At 35.6% G+C, this 19,995-nt stretch carries 13 protein-coding genes and 2 pseudogenes; 3 read left to right on the top strand and 12 right to left on the bottom strand.

The features are described from left to right. Positions 1–29 precede the first annotated feature (29 nt). From BTOYO_RS16705 to BTOYO_RS16650, 12 genes and pseudogenes are all read right to left on the bottom strand, one after another. A complete protein-coding gene (locus tag BTOYO_RS16705; RefSeq protein WP_000778840.1) occupies positions 30–407 on the bottom strand; it encodes an OsmC family protein in 378 nt (125 codons plus the stop codon). After that, positions 382–1,809: an amino acid permease gene (locus BTOYO_RS16700; protein WP_001187119.1), complete on the bottom strand. Its 1,428-nt coding sequence runs from the start codon at positions 1,807–1,809 to the stop codon at positions 382–384. The genes BTOYO_RS16705 and BTOYO_RS16700 overlap by 26 nt, the downstream gene beginning before the upstream one ends. Positions 1,810–2,014: 205 nt before the next feature. Next, entirely contained in the window at positions 2,015–2,659 is a 645-nt protein-coding gene (locus BTOYO_RS16695; protein ID WP_000345979.1) for an amino acid ABC transporter permease, read from the bottom strand. Beyond that, positions 2,660–3,316, bottom strand: coding sequence for an amino acid ABC transporter permease (locus BTOYO_RS16690; protein ID WP_001112673.1), 657 nt, complete (start codon positions 3,314–3,316; stop codon positions 2,660–2,662). A gap of 102 nt (positions 3,317–3,418) precedes the next feature. Beyond that, a complete protein-coding gene (gene glnH, locus BTOYO_RS16685) occupies positions 3,419–4,246 on the bottom strand; it encodes a glutamine ABC transporter substrate-binding protein GlnH (protein WP_000916471.1) in 828 nt (275 codons plus the stop codon). 12 nt (positions 4,247–4,258) lie between these two features. Next, positions 4,259–4,987, bottom strand: a complete 729-nt coding sequence (locus BTOYO_RS16680) for an amino acid ABC transporter ATP-binding protein (protein WP_162148119.1) — start codon at positions 4,985–4,987, stop codon at positions 4,259–4,261. A 137-nt stretch (positions 4,988–5,124) separates the two neighbouring features. After that, positions 5,125–6,585 (bottom strand): alanine/glycine:cation symporter family protein, encoded by a 1,461-nt coding sequence (locus BTOYO_RS16675; protein WP_000387486.1) that lies wholly within the window; start codon positions 6,583–6,585, stop codon positions 5,125–5,127. Positions 6,586–6,744: 159 nt separating this feature from the next. Further along, a complete protein-coding gene (locus BTOYO_RS16670; RefSeq protein WP_000401664.1) occupies positions 6,745–7,716 on the bottom strand; it encodes a phosphotransferase enzyme family protein in 972 nt (323 codons plus the stop codon). 205 nt (positions 7,717–7,921) lie between these two features. Next, complete coding sequence (locus BTOYO_RS16665; RefSeq protein WP_000023361.1) at positions 7,922–8,521, bottom strand: TasA family protein; 600 nt, start codon at positions 8,519–8,521, stop codon at positions 7,922–7,924. 252 nt (positions 8,522–8,773) lie between these two features. Continuing rightward, positions 8,774–13,015, bottom strand: a complete 4,242-nt coding sequence (locus BTOYO_RS16660; protein WP_000820220.1) for a S8 family serine peptidase — start codon at positions 13,013–13,015, stop codon at positions 8,774–8,776. Positions 13,016–13,418: 403 nt separating this feature from the next. Continuing rightward, the gene (locus tag BTOYO_RS16655) at positions 13,419–14,060 is read right to left on the bottom strand and encodes a response regulator (RefSeq protein ID WP_000590660.1); all 642 of its coding nucleotides are present in this window, start codon (positions 14,058–14,060) and stop codon (positions 13,419–13,421) included. Position 14,061: 1 nt separating this feature from the next. Then, positions 14,062–15,893: pseudogene (locus BTOYO_RS16650) on the bottom strand (GAF domain-containing sensor histidine kinase). A gap of 406 nt (positions 15,894–16,299) precedes the next feature. Here BTOYO_RS16650 and gerKA point away from each other — a divergent pair. From gerKA to gerKC, 3 genes and pseudogenes are all read left to right on the top strand, one after another. Then, positions 16,300–17,791: pseudogene (gerKA, locus tag BTOYO_RS16640) on the top strand (spore germination protein GerKA). After that, positions 17,772–18,878, top strand: coding sequence for a GerAB/ArcD/ProY family transporter (locus BTOYO_RS16635; protein ID WP_000185800.1), 1,107 nt, complete (start codon positions 17,772–17,774; stop codon positions 18,876–18,878). The pseudogene gerKA and the gene BTOYO_RS16635 overlap by 20 nt, the downstream one beginning before the upstream one ends. Then, a complete protein-coding gene (gerKC, locus tag BTOYO_RS16630; RefSeq protein WP_000474023.1) occupies positions 18,859–19,983 on the top strand; it encodes a spore germination protein GerKC in 1,125 nt (374 codons plus the stop codon). Before BTOYO_RS16635 ends, gerKC begins: the two co-directional genes overlap by 20 nt. The last annotated feature ends 12 nt before the right edge of the window (positions 19,984–19,995 follow it).

The following is a 19,995-nucleotide window of genomic DNA, read 5'->3' as shown; positions in this document are numbered from 1 at the left end:
TGAGAGCCGTAGTCTCACGTTTTTATGTTTCACCCTATTAATTCAATCGTTTCCGTAACCTTTATACTATCTTTTACAGATTGAACAATCGTACAATTTTTCACTGCAAGTTGCAGCGCCTTGTCCAACTGCTCTTCTGTAATGTTTTGTGCTTTGATTTTATAGTGCAAATGAACACTTTCAACTGGTTTTGATAAAGCTTCACTTCTACCAATTTCGGTTTCAATTGTAAACGTATCGTATGTAATACGTTTCTTTTCTAAAATTGTTCGGAAGACAATTGCACTACATCCTGCGATAGAAGAAACGAGTAATTGTAACGGTGAATACCCATTTTCTTTTCCAATCGCTAATTGACCGTACGATAAATCTGCTTCTATATCATCGTGTTTGATTGTTAGTTTCATTTGTTTTTTCCATCTCCACTTTCATCGGTTTCTTCCGTTTCTTACTCATATAATAATATATGTAGCAGAAAATGATAAATGGAATACCACAATATAACGCCATTCTTTGTTCAGGAATAAACGCTAAACTAATAACAACGATGCTATTTGTAATTAAAGCTAAAATTGGAACAATCGGGTATAGTGGTGTTCTATACTTTAAGTCCTCTAATTTCCCTCCGCCTTTTATATACTGACTTCTAAAACGAAGTTGCGATAGCGCAATAATGATCCAACTTGAAACAGCCGATAAACCAGCTATCGATAATAAGTACATGTACACTGTATCTTCTGCAAGGAAACTTGTGAATAGAGATAATCCAGCTACCGCAATCGTTACGACTAGCGCTGTAATTGGAATACCACGTTTATTTACTTTCTTGAAAGAAGTTGGTGCCATTCCTTCATTTGCAAGTGACCATAATATACGCGTTGCTGCATATAATCCTGAATTCGCTACAGATAATAAAGCAGTAATAATAACGAAGTTCATAATATCAGCTGCATACGGAATACCGATTTTATCAAATACAACTACGAATGGACTTTCAATTACGCCTGCTTCTTTCCAAGAAATTAATCCTACTAAAATCGTCATTGTTAAAATGAAGAATAACATAATGCGCCATACTGTATTACGAATTGCGCGTGGAATTGTTTTTTCTGGATCTTTACTTTCTCCTGCTGCAATCCCGATTAACTCTGTTCCTTGGAATGAGAAGTTAACCGTAATCATTGTAAGTAATACGGCAGCTAGTCCATTCGGGAATAACCCGCCATCGCTTACGAAGTTAGAGAAAAGAGGTGCCGCTTCTTTTCCGTCGTATGGTAAAAATCCTAGTAATGCACTACCACCAAGTAGAACGAATGCAATAATTGTAACTACTTTAATACTAGAGAACCAAAACTCTAATTCAGCGTAACTTTTCGCTGAGATAGCGTTTGAAGCATATAAAATAACTCCGAATACAAGACACCATACCCAAACATCAACAGTTGGAAACCATCTTTTCATCATTAAACCGATCGATGTTAATTCCAGTCCTACTGTTACTGCCCAGCCAAGCCAATATAGCCAGCCGATCATAAAGCCTGTTCCTGGTCCAATAAACTTCGTCGCATACTTTTGGAAAGACCCTGAAACTGGCATTGCTACCGTTAGTTCTCCAAGACAAAGCATTGTTAAATACATAATAAATCCGCCCACTAAATATGAAAGGATGGCCCCCCCTGGTCCAGCCTGATTAATAGTGTAACCTGAACCTAGAAAAAAACCAGTTCCGATTACACCACCAAGTGCGATCATAAATAAATGTCTACTCTTCATCGTACGATGTAATTTCTCATTTGTTGGTTGCTGCATCTTAATCCTCCCCCTACAAGTACCCCTATCTCTTTTTAAAATTTTCTGATAATAAAAATATACACGAAAGCGATTACAATTTCTATATAAAATTAACACTTTTCTGATAAAATAATATAAAAAATCGAATTATTGCAAGATTTAGATACTATTTAGAGGAAAATAAGGAGAAACAAGGAAAAAACCCTTACATATATTGTAAGAGTTAACGAAGCTCTAATCTTCTCGATAAAATTGATAAACTATAATTCACTATAAAATACATACAAGCCACTACTATAAAAGTCGGAATCATATAATTTACATTTTGCCCGCTAATAATTTGAGCATTATGCATAAGCTCTGGCAATGATATAACAACTGCGAGCGACGTATCTTTTAGCAATGAAATAAACTGACTAACAAGCGGGGGGACCATTCTTCTTAATGCTTGCGGCAAAATAATATGCCAAAGCGCTTGCACATACGTTAATCCTGAAGACCTTGCAGCCTCAATCTGCCCTTTTTCGATAGATAATAGACCGCTTCGAACAATTTCAGATATCATTGCCGCTTCAAATATTGTTAAAGCAACAATTGTAGCTGTTATAATTTCTAACTTCAATCCCGCTTCTGGAAGTGCAAAATACGTAAAAAATATAATTAAAAGTAGCGGTAAATTTCGAATCACTTCCACGATAACTCCTAATATTTGTGAAACGACAGGTATTTTCGTATAGCGCAATATTCCTATTACACTACCAATAATAAAGCTAAGTACAATTGCTACGAGCGCTACCTCTAACGTTATAAGTAATCCTTTTAACAAAAAGAGGATATGATCCCCTGTTATAGCTCCCTTAAAATCCATTTACACCGCCTCCTTTGCCAAGCGTTTTTCTAAATAACGCACTAGCATACTGAGCGGAATTGTTAATATTAAATAAAACATCCCGACAAATATATAAACATCAAACGTAACAAACGTCTTCGTTGAAATTAAATCTCCTTGATACATTAAATCAGCACCAGCGATAATTCCGAGTATGGAAGAGTTTTTTACTAAATTAAGAAATTGATTTCCTAGAGGAGGGATTACGATTTTCATCGCTTGAGGTAAAACGACATGGTACATCGCTCGCGTATAAGTCAATCCTGAGGAACGCGCTGCTTCCATTTGACCTTTCGCGACTGATAAAATACCAGCGCGAATAACCTCGGCAATAAACGCTGCAGTATATACCGTAAGCGTAAGTGTTCCTGCTACAAAACCATTTAAAGTAACTCCTATTACAGGTAAAGCGAAATAAAATATAAATGCAATTAATACGAGTGGAATATTTCTTACAAACTCCACAAAAGCTGATCCTATCCAGTTTAAAATACGAATCGGTGCAATACGCATTACTGCCAAAATTACTCCTAAAATAAAACTGCCTATTAACGCAATTACACTAGACATAACTGTATACTTAAAGCCTTCTAAATACATATCAATGTTATTCGTTAATATAGAAAAATCAGGCACATATTCTCCCCTCTTTCTTTACAAGAAGAGGATGAGCATCCCTCATCCCCTCACTCTTACTATTCACTGGGATTAAGCCCCACTAATTAAAGTTTCACTTTACTACTCTTGTTTTTGGCCAATCCATTTTTCATACAGTTTGTCGTACTCCCCACTCGCCTTCATATCTTTTAGTAAGCTATTAATCTCTTTCGTTAAATCATCTGCACCTTTTTGCACAGCAATTCCGTACGGCTCATCCGTGAAAATTTTCCCTACAACTTCATAATTTGAATCTTGCTTTGCCATTCCGTAAAGAATTGCATTATCTGTCGTTAAAACATCACCTTTCCCTGCTTTTAACCCCGTAAATGCCTCACTATAATTTTCAAATTCTAATACAGTCGCTTCTGGTGACTTTTGACGAATGTTATTTGTAGATGTTGAGCCTTTTACGGCTAATACTTTCACACCTTGTTTTATATCATCAATACCTTTAATATTGCTTCCTTTTTTCACAAGTAACGATTGCCCTGCTTTAAAATATACATCTGAGAAATCAACTTCTTTTTTACGTTCTTCCGTAATTGTCATTGTTGCGATAATTGCATCAATATCACCATTTTTCAATAGTGGAATACGCGTTTTAGACGTTACTTCTTTTAATTCTAGTTTCTTTTCATCTCCGAGAATTTTTTTCGCAAGTGCCTTTGCAACATCAACATCAAATCCTTCTACCTGCCCTGTTGAAGGGTTTTTCAATCCAAATAAATTCGTATCATTCTTCACCCCAACTACTAATTTCCCACGCTTCTTAATTTGCTCTATGGCTCCGCCTTGCTTCGTATTCGTTTCTTTCGCCTCATCTTTTTTACTTCCGCACCCGGCAACGACAAGTACGAATAAACATGAGAATACGATTAAGGTAAACAACTTTTTCATTTTAAGCATGAAATTCCTCCTTTAATGATTTAACACTCGGCTTAAAAATAGACGCGCCCTTTCTTGTTCTGGGTCTGCAAAAAATGCTGCTGGTGTTGTATCCTCAATAATTTGGCCCTCATCCATAAATAAAATCCTATCTGCTACTTCTCGCGCAAATCCCATCTCATGCGTGACGACAACCATCGTCATCCCTTCTTTAGCTAACGTTTTCATAACGTCAAGCACTTCTCCAATCATCTCCGGATCAAGAGCAGACGTAGGCTCATCAAATAGCATAATTTCAGGCTGCATCGCAAGTCCCCTAGCAATCGCTACCCTTTGCTGTTGACCTCCGGATAATTGATGCGGGTATACATTAGCCTTTTCCGGGATTCCTACTTTCTCTAAATAAAACATCGCTGTTTTCTCAGCTTCCTCTTTTGAAACTTTATTTACTTTAATAGGCGCTAGTGTAATATTTTGAAGAACCGTTTTATGTGGATATAAATAAAAATGTTGAAAGACCATCCCGATATCTCGGCGTAATTCATTCATATCCGTTTTCTTATTGTGTACCTCTGTATTTTGTACAATTAATTCTCCATCTGTAATTGTCTCTAATTGATTTATACACCGAAGCAATGTACTTTTCCCTGACCCTGAAGGTCCAACAACTACTACCACTTCACCCTTTTGTACTTGCAGATTAATATCTTTTAAAACTTGAAAGTCACCATAATATTTATTTACATTACGAAACTCAATCACCATACTCCCCCCTTCCTCTAACAAAGCATGTACATTCTTTTTATATTCAAAAATAGGCAAAAAAATAACTTTCAGCTTCATTTTGTCCATAAAAAAAGAGCAAAGGTCGTTCCCTTTGCTCCTTCGTTCCTATCCTATTAAGATACTTCTTCTTTTTTATCTTTCCCATATTCATGCTCCCAGAAATCAGCATTTTTAATTCCTAATTCCTGCGGATCAAATACTGGATCTTTCCCTTCTTTTTTCTGCTTTTCATAGTCTTTTAAGGCGATCAATGCTGGTTTTTGTAGTAGTAAAATCGCGATAATGTTAACCCATGCCATAATTCCTACACCGATGTCACCTAAAGCCCACGCTGTTGCAGCTGTTTTTACACAACCATAGAATACGACTCCTAAGAATACAAACTTTAGTACGATGGACATCCAAGGACGGTCTTTATCACGATTTAAGTATGCAATATTCGTTTCTGCAATGTAGTAATACGCCATAATTGTTGTAAATGCAAAGAATAATAGCGAGATTGCGACGAAACCGTTTCCAAATCCAGGGAAAACAGATTCTACTGCTGCCTGTGTATAACCAGGACCCGGCTGTGCACCGTTTAATTTATTGACGATAAAGTTTTTTCCGCTTGCATCAAATACGTTATACATGCCTGTAATAATCATCATAAATGCTGTTGCTGAACAGACGAATAATGTATCAATGTAAACGGAAAATGCTTGTACTAACCCTTGTTTAGCTGGGTGTGATACTTCAGCAGCTGCCGCCGCATGTGCCCCAGTTCCTTGCCCTGCTTCATTGGAATAAATACCACGTTTTACTCCCCAAGAGATTGCTAAACCAATAATCCCACCAAAAGCTGCTTCTAATGCAAATGCACTTTTTAAAATTAACATGAAAGCATCTGGTAACTTTTCAATATTCATAGCTACAATTACACAAGCTACTAAAATATAACCAAGTGCCATAAACGGCACTACAACTTGTGCTACGTTAACAATTCGCTTAACTCCCCCAAAAATAATAAGCGCTAATGCTGCTACTAATACCGCTCCAGATACAGAAGTATTAATACCGAAAGCTGTTTCCAAACTTACAGCAATGCTATTTGCCTGAACACCCGGTAACAGCATCCCCGTTGCAAGAATTGTTGCCGCAACGAATACTAATGCATACCATTTAACTCCTAGCCCTTTTTCAATGTAATAAGCCGGACCACCACGGAATTGCCCTTGATGCTTCGTCTTATATATTTGTGCAAGTGTTGATTCTACATAAGCAGAACCTGCTCCTAGAAAAGCTACCGCCCACATCCAAAAGACAGCTCCTGGACCACCAAATGCAACAGCCGTTGCAACACCCGCAATATTTCCTGTTCCAACGCGCCCTGATAATGAAAGCGCTAACGCCTGGAAAGAAGAAACACCAGCATCCGATTTTTCTCCTTGAAATGTAAGCTTCACCATTTCTCCTACATGCCTTACTTGTAAAAACCTCGTTCGAATAGAAAAATATAAACCTGCTCCTAAACATAAATAAACAAGTGCTGGACTCCAAACAATATTATTGATCCAACTTACGATTGCTTCCAACATTCCCCCTCCTCATTTTTAAAGAATATTCAGAATATACATAAAATTATACGTGCATACCGAATCTATAACAATATTATTTTAATAAAATAAACATATTTTTGTATAAAAAAACAAAGTATATATTTATTTTATATACTTTGTTTTAATATGAATGTATTATATATTCACAATCGCTTCTCTTTTTATAATTCTTTCATAGAGTTGTTCAGCTAATTCTCTGAAATGATCTGGCATATCTTTCCCTTTAAATTTCTTTTGGAGCGTGCCATACAAACCTATATCACGTAAACGTAAAAATAAAGGTAACGATTCATACCAACTATCCGCCAGCCTGTGCTCATATTCGTACCCTTTTCTTAACACTTGTAACTGTTTACGAGCGAATGTCGTCTTTTCTTCCACTGTCCACGGTGTAAAAAGAACAGAGTAATAAAGAACCATTGCCAAATCATGAATGAAGTAATTATAGGCCGCATCATCAAAATCAAAGATTGTTAACTCTTTTCCATCATAGTGAAAATTGCCTGGATGAATATCACCATGCATAAGGCCGAATGTTTCTCTTTCAATTGGAAGAGCATTTATTTCCTCCATTAATACAGCTGCAATTTCTTTCACGTTCTCATCTTCTAATTCATTAACAATACTACTTTCATCCTCTTCCCACGTATCACGGTAGTCAGTTTTAGGGTAATTCATTGTAAGGCGGTGCAATTGTCCAATCGCTTTTCCCCACGCTTCAAAGTAAGCATTTCCCCAATATGGCGATCCTTCTCCTTTTACTTGCTCACCTTTTGCGTATGTAAATAAGGAAGCAAAAAAGAAAGTTCCATCCTCTACTACAATTTCTTCTACAAGATTTTGAGATGTTGAGTAAAGAGGTCCCGCTACCTTTGCACCGTTCTCCGCAACATATCGTAAAAAATCTAGTTCAGCCTCTACCTCTTTTTTAGAACGATGGGAAGAATGCGTTAAACGTAATACGTAATCTTCATCACTATCACCCTTCGCCTTAAAAATGTAATTTTCAAAATCTCCAAGTGGCTTTTCTTCCACCGTTACATGAAACAAACTTGCAGCTCTTGTTAAAATCTCCTTTGTAAAAACTCGTTCTACAGCTATTTCCATATGTATCCCTCCTATATATCTTCTTAATTCGACATAAATGTTAGAAGTACTGCTATGAATGTGAAAAGCTCTGTTATGACTACTATAAAAATGCGACCCCTACACATAAAAAAATCTAAAAACAAAAAAGGTTGATTCACTAAATCAACCTTTACACTATTAAAAATACTATTTCTCAATTCATTCTTATATATAACATTTACCTTTATTTCTCTTCACCGTTTGTCTGCATTGAATTGAAGGTCCAATTTAATTTCAATGAATCTCCTTGAAATACATTTTGTTCTTCATCATTATCTACAAATGTAAACATTACATAGAAAGTATCATCATCACCAGGAGCAAGTCCATTTCCTTCCCGGTCTACAACACCTTTTTGTACAAGATCAGGAATACTTCCATTTTGCGTAGCTACCTTTAACTCAGATAATGTAGTAGACCAAATTGGAACCTCATTTTTATCCAAATTCCATAAGAAATCAACACGGATATGATCACCAAAATCAGCATTTCCATTATCTCCTTTAGCATCAATAACACTATAATCTGTAAGAAGTTTCACGTCTCCTATCGCTAAGGTTCCTTTGTTAACTAATTGAAAACCGCGCTCCATTTCATCACCCGGTTTAATATTGTCGACATTAATAACAACTTCAGGATTAACACTCAAATCTAAAGTACCCGCTGCAAACGCGTTTTGTGATACTTCTTTATCACTAAAATACGCATATGTTCCCCCACCAATTAAAGATAGACCAAGCGCTGCAGTTACAACACCCATACCAAGTTTTTTCTTAATACTCATTTCACAAGCCCCCCTATTTTAAAGTTCAAACAACAACCTTATTTTCATCCCACAAACAATATTAATTAAGCAACTACCTTGCCCCATAACGAAAGCAAACTAGCTTTAAACTATCTTCTTCATGTACTCAAAAAGCTATTTTTTAAATAACCGGTAATGTTACAGTAAATCATTACCGGTTCGTTGTTAGCAAAAACCATTTTTTCTGTGTTCATTGCTTTATCGTTTAGTTTCCCTTAGAAGTGTATCCCCTTATTTTTTTGGCTCTAAACCAATCGAGCGTAAGATTTTCTCTAACGTCACTGGCCCTACATTTTCTTTCGGTTTCTGATTTTCTTTAGCATCTGGACCCTTTTTCAAGAAGTTTTTCTCAATAAAACGAATATCTGTTTCATCTACAACACCATCTTGATTTATATCTCCATCTTTTACAGATACTTTTCCTTTTCCATACGATAAAGCTGCTATTCTAGCATCTTGAATATCTACCATTTTATCGCCGTTTACATCACCTGCAAGGTTATCATCCATGTCAGCTCTAAAGTTTTGTCCCACTAATTCTCCATCCTGCATTTTCCCTATTTTTGTTGTTAATTTACTATTTAAATGACCTGGCATTTCTACGAAAATATCATATTCTTTATCGCTTACTGGGACACTATGAATTTCAAATTGCCCGTTATCACCAATCGTTCCTGTATATTTCTTTCCATCCTTGCCAACTGCGTACACTTTTGCTCCTAGTTTTGTATAGTCTTTCTTACCTAAATACCCCTCTTCATTCAAGAAAGCTTCAGGGCCAATATATCCTGTAACCGTTGAATGTTTCGAAACAATAGCAAAAGATTTATCTTTAAACGCAGGAATCTCAATGCCTTCAGATGCACCAGCTTTTGTATAAGAGAACTTATCTACTCCAAATGCAGTTAAATCATTAAAGTATTCATCGTTCGCCATCTCGAATGTAACATCTAAAAATGGTGTATCTCCATCTAATCCTTTAAATTCTTTTCCTTCCAATGATGCGCCAACTTTCACCTTGTTTTCCCAAGCTCCTTCTTCACTTATCTTCGGATCTTCTAATTTAAGGTTCAGTCCATGTTGTTTTACATATTCCGTAAGTGCTGGATTTGGTTTCACATCTGTAAATTTAAATAGCTGCTTGTAATAAGGAATTTCAAATGTACCTGACATAAGCTGTTTTACATTATTAAGATTCAAAGTTAACGTAATTTTCTCTCCTAATTTGATTTTATCTTTGTCATAACTTGGAACAGCGTATTCTGTCCCTTCCTTTACAAAGACGTAATCTTTATATCCAGTTGCCATATTCCCTGCAGTTGCAAGATCATATCCAAATAATTTTAGATTTAACGGCTCGTTTATTTCCTCTGGAAGTACTCCAAATTTAAAATCACCATTTGCTTGAATTGTATTCAGCCAACCTGATGGAAAGGCTGAGTTTTGATAATATACAATTTGGTTCGCTTTTTGATCATACTGCAAGCCTTTTGCCTTTAATGCATCTACTGTAGAATCATAAATATTACCATGCACCCATAATGCACGCTGGCCGTCTTCTTCTTTAAACATAGAATCATTGACTTCGTGTATACCAGGTTGTACATCCTTAAATTTCATTTCAGGTATTACATTATCAATGATAATGCTATCGCCTTTTGTATAAGATTTTCCTTCTTTATCATATCCAACGAAGTTCAATTCGTAATCTCCATCAGGCAACATAACAGGTTTATCCGCAATTGGATGAGCTGGATCTCCTGTGAATGGAAGTACATACCCTCCCATACCAGAAAACATCATATATTCAACATTCGGTGTTAGACTACTTGCATTAAGTGTACCAACGACTCCTAATGCCTTCCCTGTCTTTCGGTCCTTCACAACTGCATCAATGGTTTCAAGAGGACTATTTAATTTAAATGTCAACGGCGAACTTGGTCTTTCCATAAATGGATGGAATTTAGAAGCATCTGTTGCCATTGTATCTCTCAGTAAATCTACAGACGCAATCTCTTTTTCTGTGAATTTAACTGCAAATGGTACTTGATATACTTCTTTTTCATTGTTTTTATTTGAAATATGAATATAGCCCTCATATCTACCAAACTCAGCGTTTTCTGGAATGATAATTTCAGGACTAATTTCCTCTGATGCACCAGGAGCTACTTTAATAGAATCTGGTACGTTTAGCTTCACACCATTCTTCGCTGCATCTTGCACACCTACACTTGTAGGTGAAAATTCCACCTCTAATTTAAACTCTTTCCCATCTGTTTTACTGCTGTTCTTAATTAAAACTTTTCGACTATCTTTAATAGGCCCATTTTCAATTTGATTTTTATACCCAAATGCAATAGAACCTGTTTTTTCTTCAATTTCTACTTCTTCATCACCTACAACGTTTGATGTTTTATCAACAACCTCGATAGATGTATCTGCATGAACTGCACGATATGCATCAATTCGCCCTGAGCCCACCTCAAATACAGAACGCTCTTCTTTTAAGTCAACTGCGGTATTCATGAGTGCTTCTTTTACTTCAAATGGACTATAGTTTGGATGTTCTTGTAAAATGAGTGCCGCTACCCCTGCAGTATGAGGAGTTGCCATAGAGGTACCTGACATACGTCCATACGCTACCGGATAATTTTCTCCATCTTTTGGATCATTAATATATTCAGGAACAGTTGAGAAAATAGACACACCTGGTGCTACAATATCTGGCTTAATATCATCTGTCTTAGTTGCAGGACCACGGGAGCTGAAATCAGCTAAGTGATCTCCCTCTGTTTTTATATTACTTAGTTCCCCAAACGCTAACAACACATCTCCTTGTACAGCTTTTGCTTGTAATTTCTCACCATCTACTTTTGTTAGGCGGAACGTTGGAATAGATGAAGTACTTTCCCCAAGATAACTTGTAATTTCACCATCTACATTGTTATATACGATTACCGCCTTTGCGCCTGCTTCCTTAGCATGCTTAATTTTCTCATCAAATGTAATCTCACCGCGTTGGATAAGAGCTAATTTTCCTTTTACATCTTTTCCTGTAAAATCATCTGATTTCCCGAGCCCTGCATATACAACTGATACGGATTGACCTTTCAAATCTTCAATCTTATCAGTAAAGCTTTTTCCAAGTAGCATCATCTTATCCACATGTAAATCACCTGCATCGACGGAAAACGTTGGGATCTTCATTGCAGCGTCACTGGCTCCAACTGTAATTGGAAGTGCCGCTGCACTAGGTGATCCAATGGTACCTTCTTCCGGACCACTATTACCTGCCGCTACTACTGTAACAACACCAGCTAACATCGCATTGTTTACTGCCACAGAAGTAGGATATAAAGGATCATTAATAGACGCACCTAGTGATAAATTGATAACATCCATATCGTCTTTTACTGCTTTATCAATCGCAGCAAGAATACCGCTTGTTTGTCCACTTCCATATGGACCTAATACGCGATATGAATATAAATCTACATCTGGAGCAACTCCCGTAACCGCGTAATCAACATTATTCTTTTTGTCTGCAGCGATTGTCCCAGCTACATGCGTACCATGGGATGTATAATATGCACTCCCCTCATAAATCTCAGGATATCCTCCAGAATTTTGCCAATCCTTATACGTTGTCTCCATTGGATCAGCATCATTATTAACAAAGTCCCATCCTTTTATTGAGTTCGGATCTATTTTGCTTGGATCTTCACCTTGCTTTGCACGATATCCTTTATATGCATCTTTCAAATCCGGGTGATTGTAATCAATACCTGTGTCCAGTACACCTACCTTAATTCCTTTACCTGTTATTTTTTCATCATGCAGCTTGTCTACACCAATTTGCGGTACACTATCTGCCATTTTTGGTTCAACAGCAGTCTTAGCTGTTTCTTTCGGCAAATCAATTTTAACCTCATGATCTTCCCATACACGCTTAACGATACCGGTACGAACTAAGTCTTCAATCATGTTCGCAGGTAACGAAATCGCTACACCATTAAAAGCATTCTTATATTCTCTTGTTATTTTTGCAGATTTTAAATTTGTCCCTTTCTCTTTATTCTTTTGAAGCTGTTCAAGCTCTGCTTTAAACCCTTTATGTGATGCCTCTACCTTTTGTTCCGCATTTGAAAGAGCTACCTTTTTCCCTTTAGCCGCTTGTTTTAATACCTCAATTTTGCTAGGTGCTTGCTTAAACTCTATAATCACATTCACATTATTAGGACTTGCTGTATTGATACCTGGCGAAATAACAAAACCTGGTTTTGTATCTAACGTTTTTAAGGCATTACGTTGTTCCTTTGTAAGACCTTTCAAGATAGCATTTGCATCATCAATTCCAGTTAAAGTAGATGTATTTACCTCTTCAGCTAAGACGTTATATGGAATTCCTTGAGACAATAACATTCCAGCTGTTAACGTTCCAATAAGAATCTTTCCAAATTTCCCTCGTTTCATATTGCATCTCCCCATTATTAATATTATTTTTTGAAACAAATTGATTCTTAACTTCCTATTTAGCATTGGAAACTCTATTAATCTTAATCTTGTGTATCATGAAAGATTTCCATCACTACTACCATCCCCATACCTCATATAGCTAATTACTCACTTTTCTCTTTCTATAAGAGCCCTCCATCATTTATTTCCAACAAAGGATTTTCACGAAATGAATTATTAACACGATTAAAATGTAATTCTATTTTTATTATTTCACATTTTGATTATTCTGAAAATTGAACAAAAGGAGTATCTTTTCTCTAAGGATTCTATACCTACATAGTACAAAAGAACTATCTTGCTCTTTATACTTTGTAATAAAGAATAAATAAACATGATAGTTCTTTTAAACATTTCCTATTTAATCCAACGGAACCAATTGATTTCGAACAGCATAAATCACCGCTTGCGATCGACTTTTCACATTTAGTTTTTTAAAAATTTTATTGATGTGAATTTTAACTGTTTTATCACTAATATATAGAGCTTCAGCGATTTCTTTATTACTAAGTCCCTTTACTAATTCAAAAAGAATTTCCTTTTCACGTTCCGTCAGTTCATTTTCATTTGATTCTAATTTCATTTTTTGCTGATGATATGTAATTAATTTTTTAGTCATACGCGGATGAATAACTGAATCCCCTCGATATAACATCCGGATTGCTGCTACTACCTGCTCCGATGATGAATCTTTCAATAAATAACCATCAGCACCAGCCTGGAGTGCATCCATTAAATATTCATCATGCTCATACATTGTAAACACAAGTACTCGGCAATTCGGATAATTTTTTTTCACCAAATCTGTAGCTTCAATCCCATTTTTCCCCGGAAGATTAATATCCATCAAAATACAATCTGGTCTGCATTCTTCTACTTTTCCCAATACTCCGTCCCCAGAGCTAGCTTCTCCAACCACTTTCATATCAGATTCATCCTCTAGTATGTTCCGAATTGCGTCTCGTAAAAAAGCATGATCATCCACTACTAATATTTTAATCATTTTACGCACCCCTTGTTTGTGAATCTGGAATTAATAGTGTAATTTTTGTCCCTTTCCCTACAGAACTATCAATCTGTAAAGTAGCCCCTAATTGTTCAGCTTGTTCATTCATATGTAATATACCATAATGTGGCTCATTCTTCGTTTTAACCATAGACTCAAATAGTGAAAAGCCAATCCCATTATCCTTAACCCTTAAAAGCACGTGCTCACTTTGATAGCTAAGTAAAACATCAGTCTTGTCTGCTTGTGCATGTTTTACAATGTTTTGCAAACTCTCTTGTAATGTATCAAAAATAACCCTTTCTTTTGAAAAGCTAAGCGCACGTGCATGACCTCTTTCATGATATGTAATATCTAGTTCATATTCTTGTTTTAAAGATTTTATTTTACTTGCTATCGCCTGCTTTAGCCCTAATTGTTGTGTCGGATATGGTTTTAAAGCATAAATAGAATAGCGAACGTCTCCTAAGCTTCCTCTTAAATCTTTTATACTTTTCTCTACTATTTGCTGCATATCTTTTGGTTTATCACGGTATTTTTTCTGCGCGGATTCTAGTTGGAATATCACCCCGGCTAATGTTTGCGCAATACCATCGTGAATTTCACGGGCGATTCTATTTCTTTCTTCTAAGATCATTCTTTTTTCCTGTTCAGAAATCAATATCCTTGTTTTAACAACGTTAGCTAATTGGTTAGAAAATGTAGCTAACGACTGTACATCTTCCGGAAAGAAACCCGCATTTCTACTTTTCCCTGCAACAAACATTCCGACTAATTCATCATTTACTATAAGAGGAAAATATACAAGTGAGCGTATAACATTATCAAATATTTCATCTCCAGGAGCCGTACCAATTTTCCAATCATTAAATACAAGATTTTTAGAAAGTTCCTCAAACGCCCCATACTTTTCTGAATCATCAGATAAATCTAGGCGGACTTTCCCATCTTTTAATAGAATATTCCAGTTCCCATCATCTTTTGTCCATATTACATATGCTTGTATACCAAAAAAACCTTTAAGTGCTTGTTTAATATGTTTCAAGTTTCCTCCGGTTAATCCTCGACTAATTTCGGTCGTAATAAGAAATAACTCATATAATCGTTCCTTCTCCATCCTTATCCGTACAGAAAAAGAACTAATAACGGAAGTTGCTACAAGTGGAAAAAAGAAAAACAGTACTGTAATCTCGTTTACTTCCACACTATATGTACTAATTAATACGTGCATCAGTGCCGCATAAGAGAAACCAAAAGTTTCGCAAAGAAATACCGTTACAGTTTTTTTATACCACTGATAGATTGAATATGGCTGCGGAAGGAGTATCATTAACAAATCGTAAAAACGATTGTTGAAAAAACAAAAAACACGCAAAATAATAACAAAGATATTAAATTTCCATACAGAACTGATATATCTATTTTGTTAATTAATAAGGACATACATTTGTTTGAAAACCATTCGGCCAAGATTAAACTAAGTGCATGCTGAGTACTATTAAATAACATTCTTTGTATCGGTGAACGGCGGTGCAGGTGAATAATTAGCGTAACGAGTACAATAGAAATAATAGTTATATGGATTCCAAACTGCCAACTCATAGCGTAAATTATCGGAAAGGTAAGCGAGCTAGTCCCTCTCCAAAATCGTACAGGAAAATACTCTGCAATCCCCATAAATATTAATAACAATATTAGTATTGTTGGATGAGAAGGGATTTTAATTTCAAGTAAAGATATAGTTATAGTAACCAAACCAAGAAAAGAAATAAAATAAAGATAAGAACTAGCAATCTTTTCTCTCATAAAGATAGAATTTACAGCTTTCAAAACAACCCCTTCTTTCTTTATAGAACTTTATTTTCTCTATTATCCAATAAAAAACCGGCACTGGCAAAATGGAAGAACCTCCACTAGCCAATCACCGGCTGTGTACTGCACCTAAAAAGGCAAGACACAATACTAATAGTATAAATTGCCTTTCATAAATTTCCTATTCATCGAATGATGTAATTATTTATACCGCTAGGCTTATCCTCTATAGTACAAAAGATTTATATCAACACCGCTAATCTAATATATACTTTCTTTCCATCCCCTACTTCTCATTTTCTTTATTTTAAAAGATGACGTAACGTAACTTTCAAGCTACTTATTTTCAAATAATACAAGCATAAATTTCTCACAAAAAGCAAAAATTAACAGAAGCGACTTTATTCTAAAAGAGGTGGAAATTATGACAGAGCAAAAAGAACAACAAAAGAGTGAAAATCAAAAGCATATGTTTCCATCGCTTCCGGAAAATATTAATTACATTGAAAATAAACTCTGTCATTCAGATGATATAAAAAAATTAGATATCCCTTTTCAAAACGGAAAAGGAACCATTATATATCTCGAATCTTTAGCAGATCCAAATTTAATTCATCAATTAGCTCTCGAGCCTTTATTAACACGATCGGATTTGGCTTTAGATAAAGCTTTTTCCACATTAAATATGAAAAAAGAAACGAATTTAAATTATGGGGTGCAGCTTTTATTACAAGGAAAGTCATTATATTTTCATGAACATGTTGATAGTTTTTGTATTTTCGAAACAGCTCTATCTTTAAAAAGAGATATAACAGAGCCGGATAGTACGTGGACCACATACCGGGTTTGTAGAAGATTTAGCAACCAATTTAGCTTCTATTCGTAAACTCATAAAAAGTCCAAATGTCGTCGTTAAATATTTCACACTTGGTGAAGAAATGCACACGAAAGTGGCAATTGCTTATATTCAAAATATAGCTAATGACGATCTCGTTGCAGAAGTAAAAAGAAGATTGGAAATGATTAAGACAGACGCACTCATGCCACCAGGCTACATACAGGAATTTATAGAAGATACATCTTTCTCACCCTTCCCGCAGCAATTAAATACAGAACGCCCAGATAGAACCGCCGCTAATTTAATGGAAGGACGAGTTGCTATTTTATCTGACGGAGATCCAACAGCGCTCATCGTACCTGTTACGTTATTCGCTTTCTATCAATCACCTGATGATTATAATAATCGCTGGATTGTCGGTTCATTCGTCCGAATGATTCGCTTAGTGAGTTTTTTAATAGCCTTTCTCTTACCAGCTATATATATCGCAACAGTTGCTTTTCATCCTGATGTGTTGCCACTTGAACTCGTTTATACAATTAAAGCTTCATTAGAAAAAGTACCACTTCCCCCCATTTTTGAGGCTCTCTTAATGGAGTTAATTTTCGAGTTATTACGGGAAGCTGGTATTCGTCTGCCGAGCCGCGTTGGACAAACAATCGGTATTGTAGGCGGTTTAGTAATTGGTGATGCGATTGTAAAAGCCGGACTTGTTTCTTATACGATGATCATCGTTGTAGCTTTAACTGCAATCTCATCTTTTCTCGTTCCATCAAACGATATGAGTTCAGCAGTTCGAATTCTTCGTTTTCCATTAATGATTCTTGCTGCTATATTCGAATATATAGGAATATCATTCGGTCTAATTATAACTTTCGTTCACCTATGTCAGCTCCATTCTTTTCATACACCTTACCTTTCTCCCCTTGCACCAATGCGGCTAAAGGATATGAAAGATTCTTTTGTAAGACTCCCAATTTGGTCGTTTTGGGAACGACCTCATGATCCAAAGCCGAAAAAAATGCAACGACAACATGTAACGAGAGAGGATGAGAACGGTGACAAACACGCAAAGTAAAATTTCACTTGTTCAATTTACTTTTTTCGTTATTCAATGCCAAATCGGGGTTGGTATCCTTTCTCTACCAAATCGTCTTCACCCGATAGCGAAAGGCGGTGGCTGGATTTCTGTTCTCATCGCTGGTTTTGCGATTCAACTCATTATTTTACTTATGTGGCTTTTCTTAAAACGATTTCCTGATGCTGATATGTATGAAAGTGTTTGTATGCTATTTGGTAATAAATTTGGAAAACTATTAGGTTTTGCTTATGTTTTTTATTTTACCCTTATCGGTATGACGGTTATGTTAAGTGCTTGTAATGTCATTAAAGTATGGATATTACAAGCAACTCCTTGGTCTGCCATTCTCATACTATTTACAATAGCTTGTTGCTATATAGCCTATAACACATTTAAAGTCATCGTACGGTTTTATGTCATGGCCTCTATTCTTATTTTCCCAATGGCACTGTTAATTGGACTTGGGCTCTCACGGGCTGACTTTTCTTATATTTTTCCCATTACAGAAGCTGGATGGTGGAATATTATTCAAGCATCAAAGGAAACAATTACAGCTATGTATGGTTTTGAAATTATTCTTATCGCTTTCCCAAAAGTAAATGGGACTGCTGTGGCAAAACTAAAGGCAATTTCTATCGCTAATGGATTTGTGACTCTCTTTTATACTTTTACTGTTTGGATTTGCTTTATCGTATTTAGTCCAAAGCAAGTTGAGCTTATTCCAGAACCAGTTGCTTACTTATTGCGCTCTTTACATATCGGGATTATAGACCGAACTGATTTACTATTCATACCAATTTGGATGATAACAGTTGTAGCTTCTATTGCTAGTTATTATTGCGCCGCTTCTATCGGAATTGGACATATATTCAATCTTGCTAATCATAAACAAGCTGTTCCAATCGTTGGAGTTATTGCATTTAGTGTAGCCTTATTCATAGATACACCTGAAGAATTAAAAGTAATTGCAACTTTCACTGATAAGTTCACCTATATTTTCATCGTTGTCCTCCCTCTTTTATTTCTACTTTATTCAGTAATAAGAAAGAAGAAAGGAGAACAGTATGTTCAAAAAAAGAGTTAAATTATTTTTTATATTATGTACTAGTTCATTCCTTTCTGGCTGTTGGGATCAAGAACCATTAAGAGAAGCGAGATTAGCTTATAGTATTGGATATGATATTACGGAAGAGAATAAACTACAGCAAACGCTTGAACTCGTAAAAAGTTCAAGCGGAGAGCAATCTTCATTCGAGAATGAAATACATTCAGCAAACGGGTATAACATACGGGATACAAGCGATGCCCTAAAAAAAAATGTGACTGGTAATATTCGCTACTTCAAATATGGTGTTCAATCGCTAGGAACCAAAATTCTAAAAAAGGGTATACTACCCTATTTAGATGTCAGCTTTCGGGACCCAACAAACCCAACTGCTTTAGTAAAACTTATTGCAGTAGAGGGTGAAACATCCGAGATACTAGAAAAAAAGAAAGTAGGAAATTTACTAATTGGAGATTTTCTAAAGAAAAAAGTGAAAAGCTTAGAAGATATGAGTGTATTTCCAAAAGAAACTTTAGAAACAGCTGCTACAAAAATGTTAGATCCCGGTAAAGACTTTACCCTCCCTTCTATAAAAATAAAAGGAAAAGAAGTAATTACAAACGGGTTAGCTTTATTTAACAATGATAAATTAACTGGGCATTTACCTTTGAAACAATCTGTTTTATTCGTATTATTAACCGGAAAAATGGGAACAAGTGCCCGTATAACCCAAAAACTTACTAGCGATGAATCAGAGAAAACATCTGATTATTTAACAATGGAAATTAGCAATCGAAAGTTAAAACGAGACTTAAAAATAACAACAGATAAAAAAGGAAATGTTTATGCTCACATTAAGCTCCAACTAAAAGTAATAGCACTTGAAGCCCCAAGAGATAATATTTATAAAATGGGAGAACGAAAAAAACTAAATAAAGACTTATCGAAACAACTTACGAAAGAAGCGAAAAAAATAACAAACAAACTACAAAAAGCAAATTGTGATGCTTTCGGTATTGGAAGACATCTTATTGCATATCATCCTGACTTATGGAAGAAAAAAAATTGGAATAAAGATTATGCAAAAGTAAAATTCAAACCAGAAGTAGACGTAAATATTTTGTATAGTGGTGTCTTAAAATAAAAGGTTGTATGC

Source organism: Bacillus toyonensis BCT-7112, assembly GCF_000496285.1.
Lineage (GTDB): Bacteria > Bacillota > Bacilli > Bacillales > Bacillaceae_G > Bacillus_A > Bacillus_A toyonensis.
The sequence above is the reverse complement of the archived record's forward strand: the minus strand, read 5'-3'. Positions and strand labels throughout refer to the sequence as shown.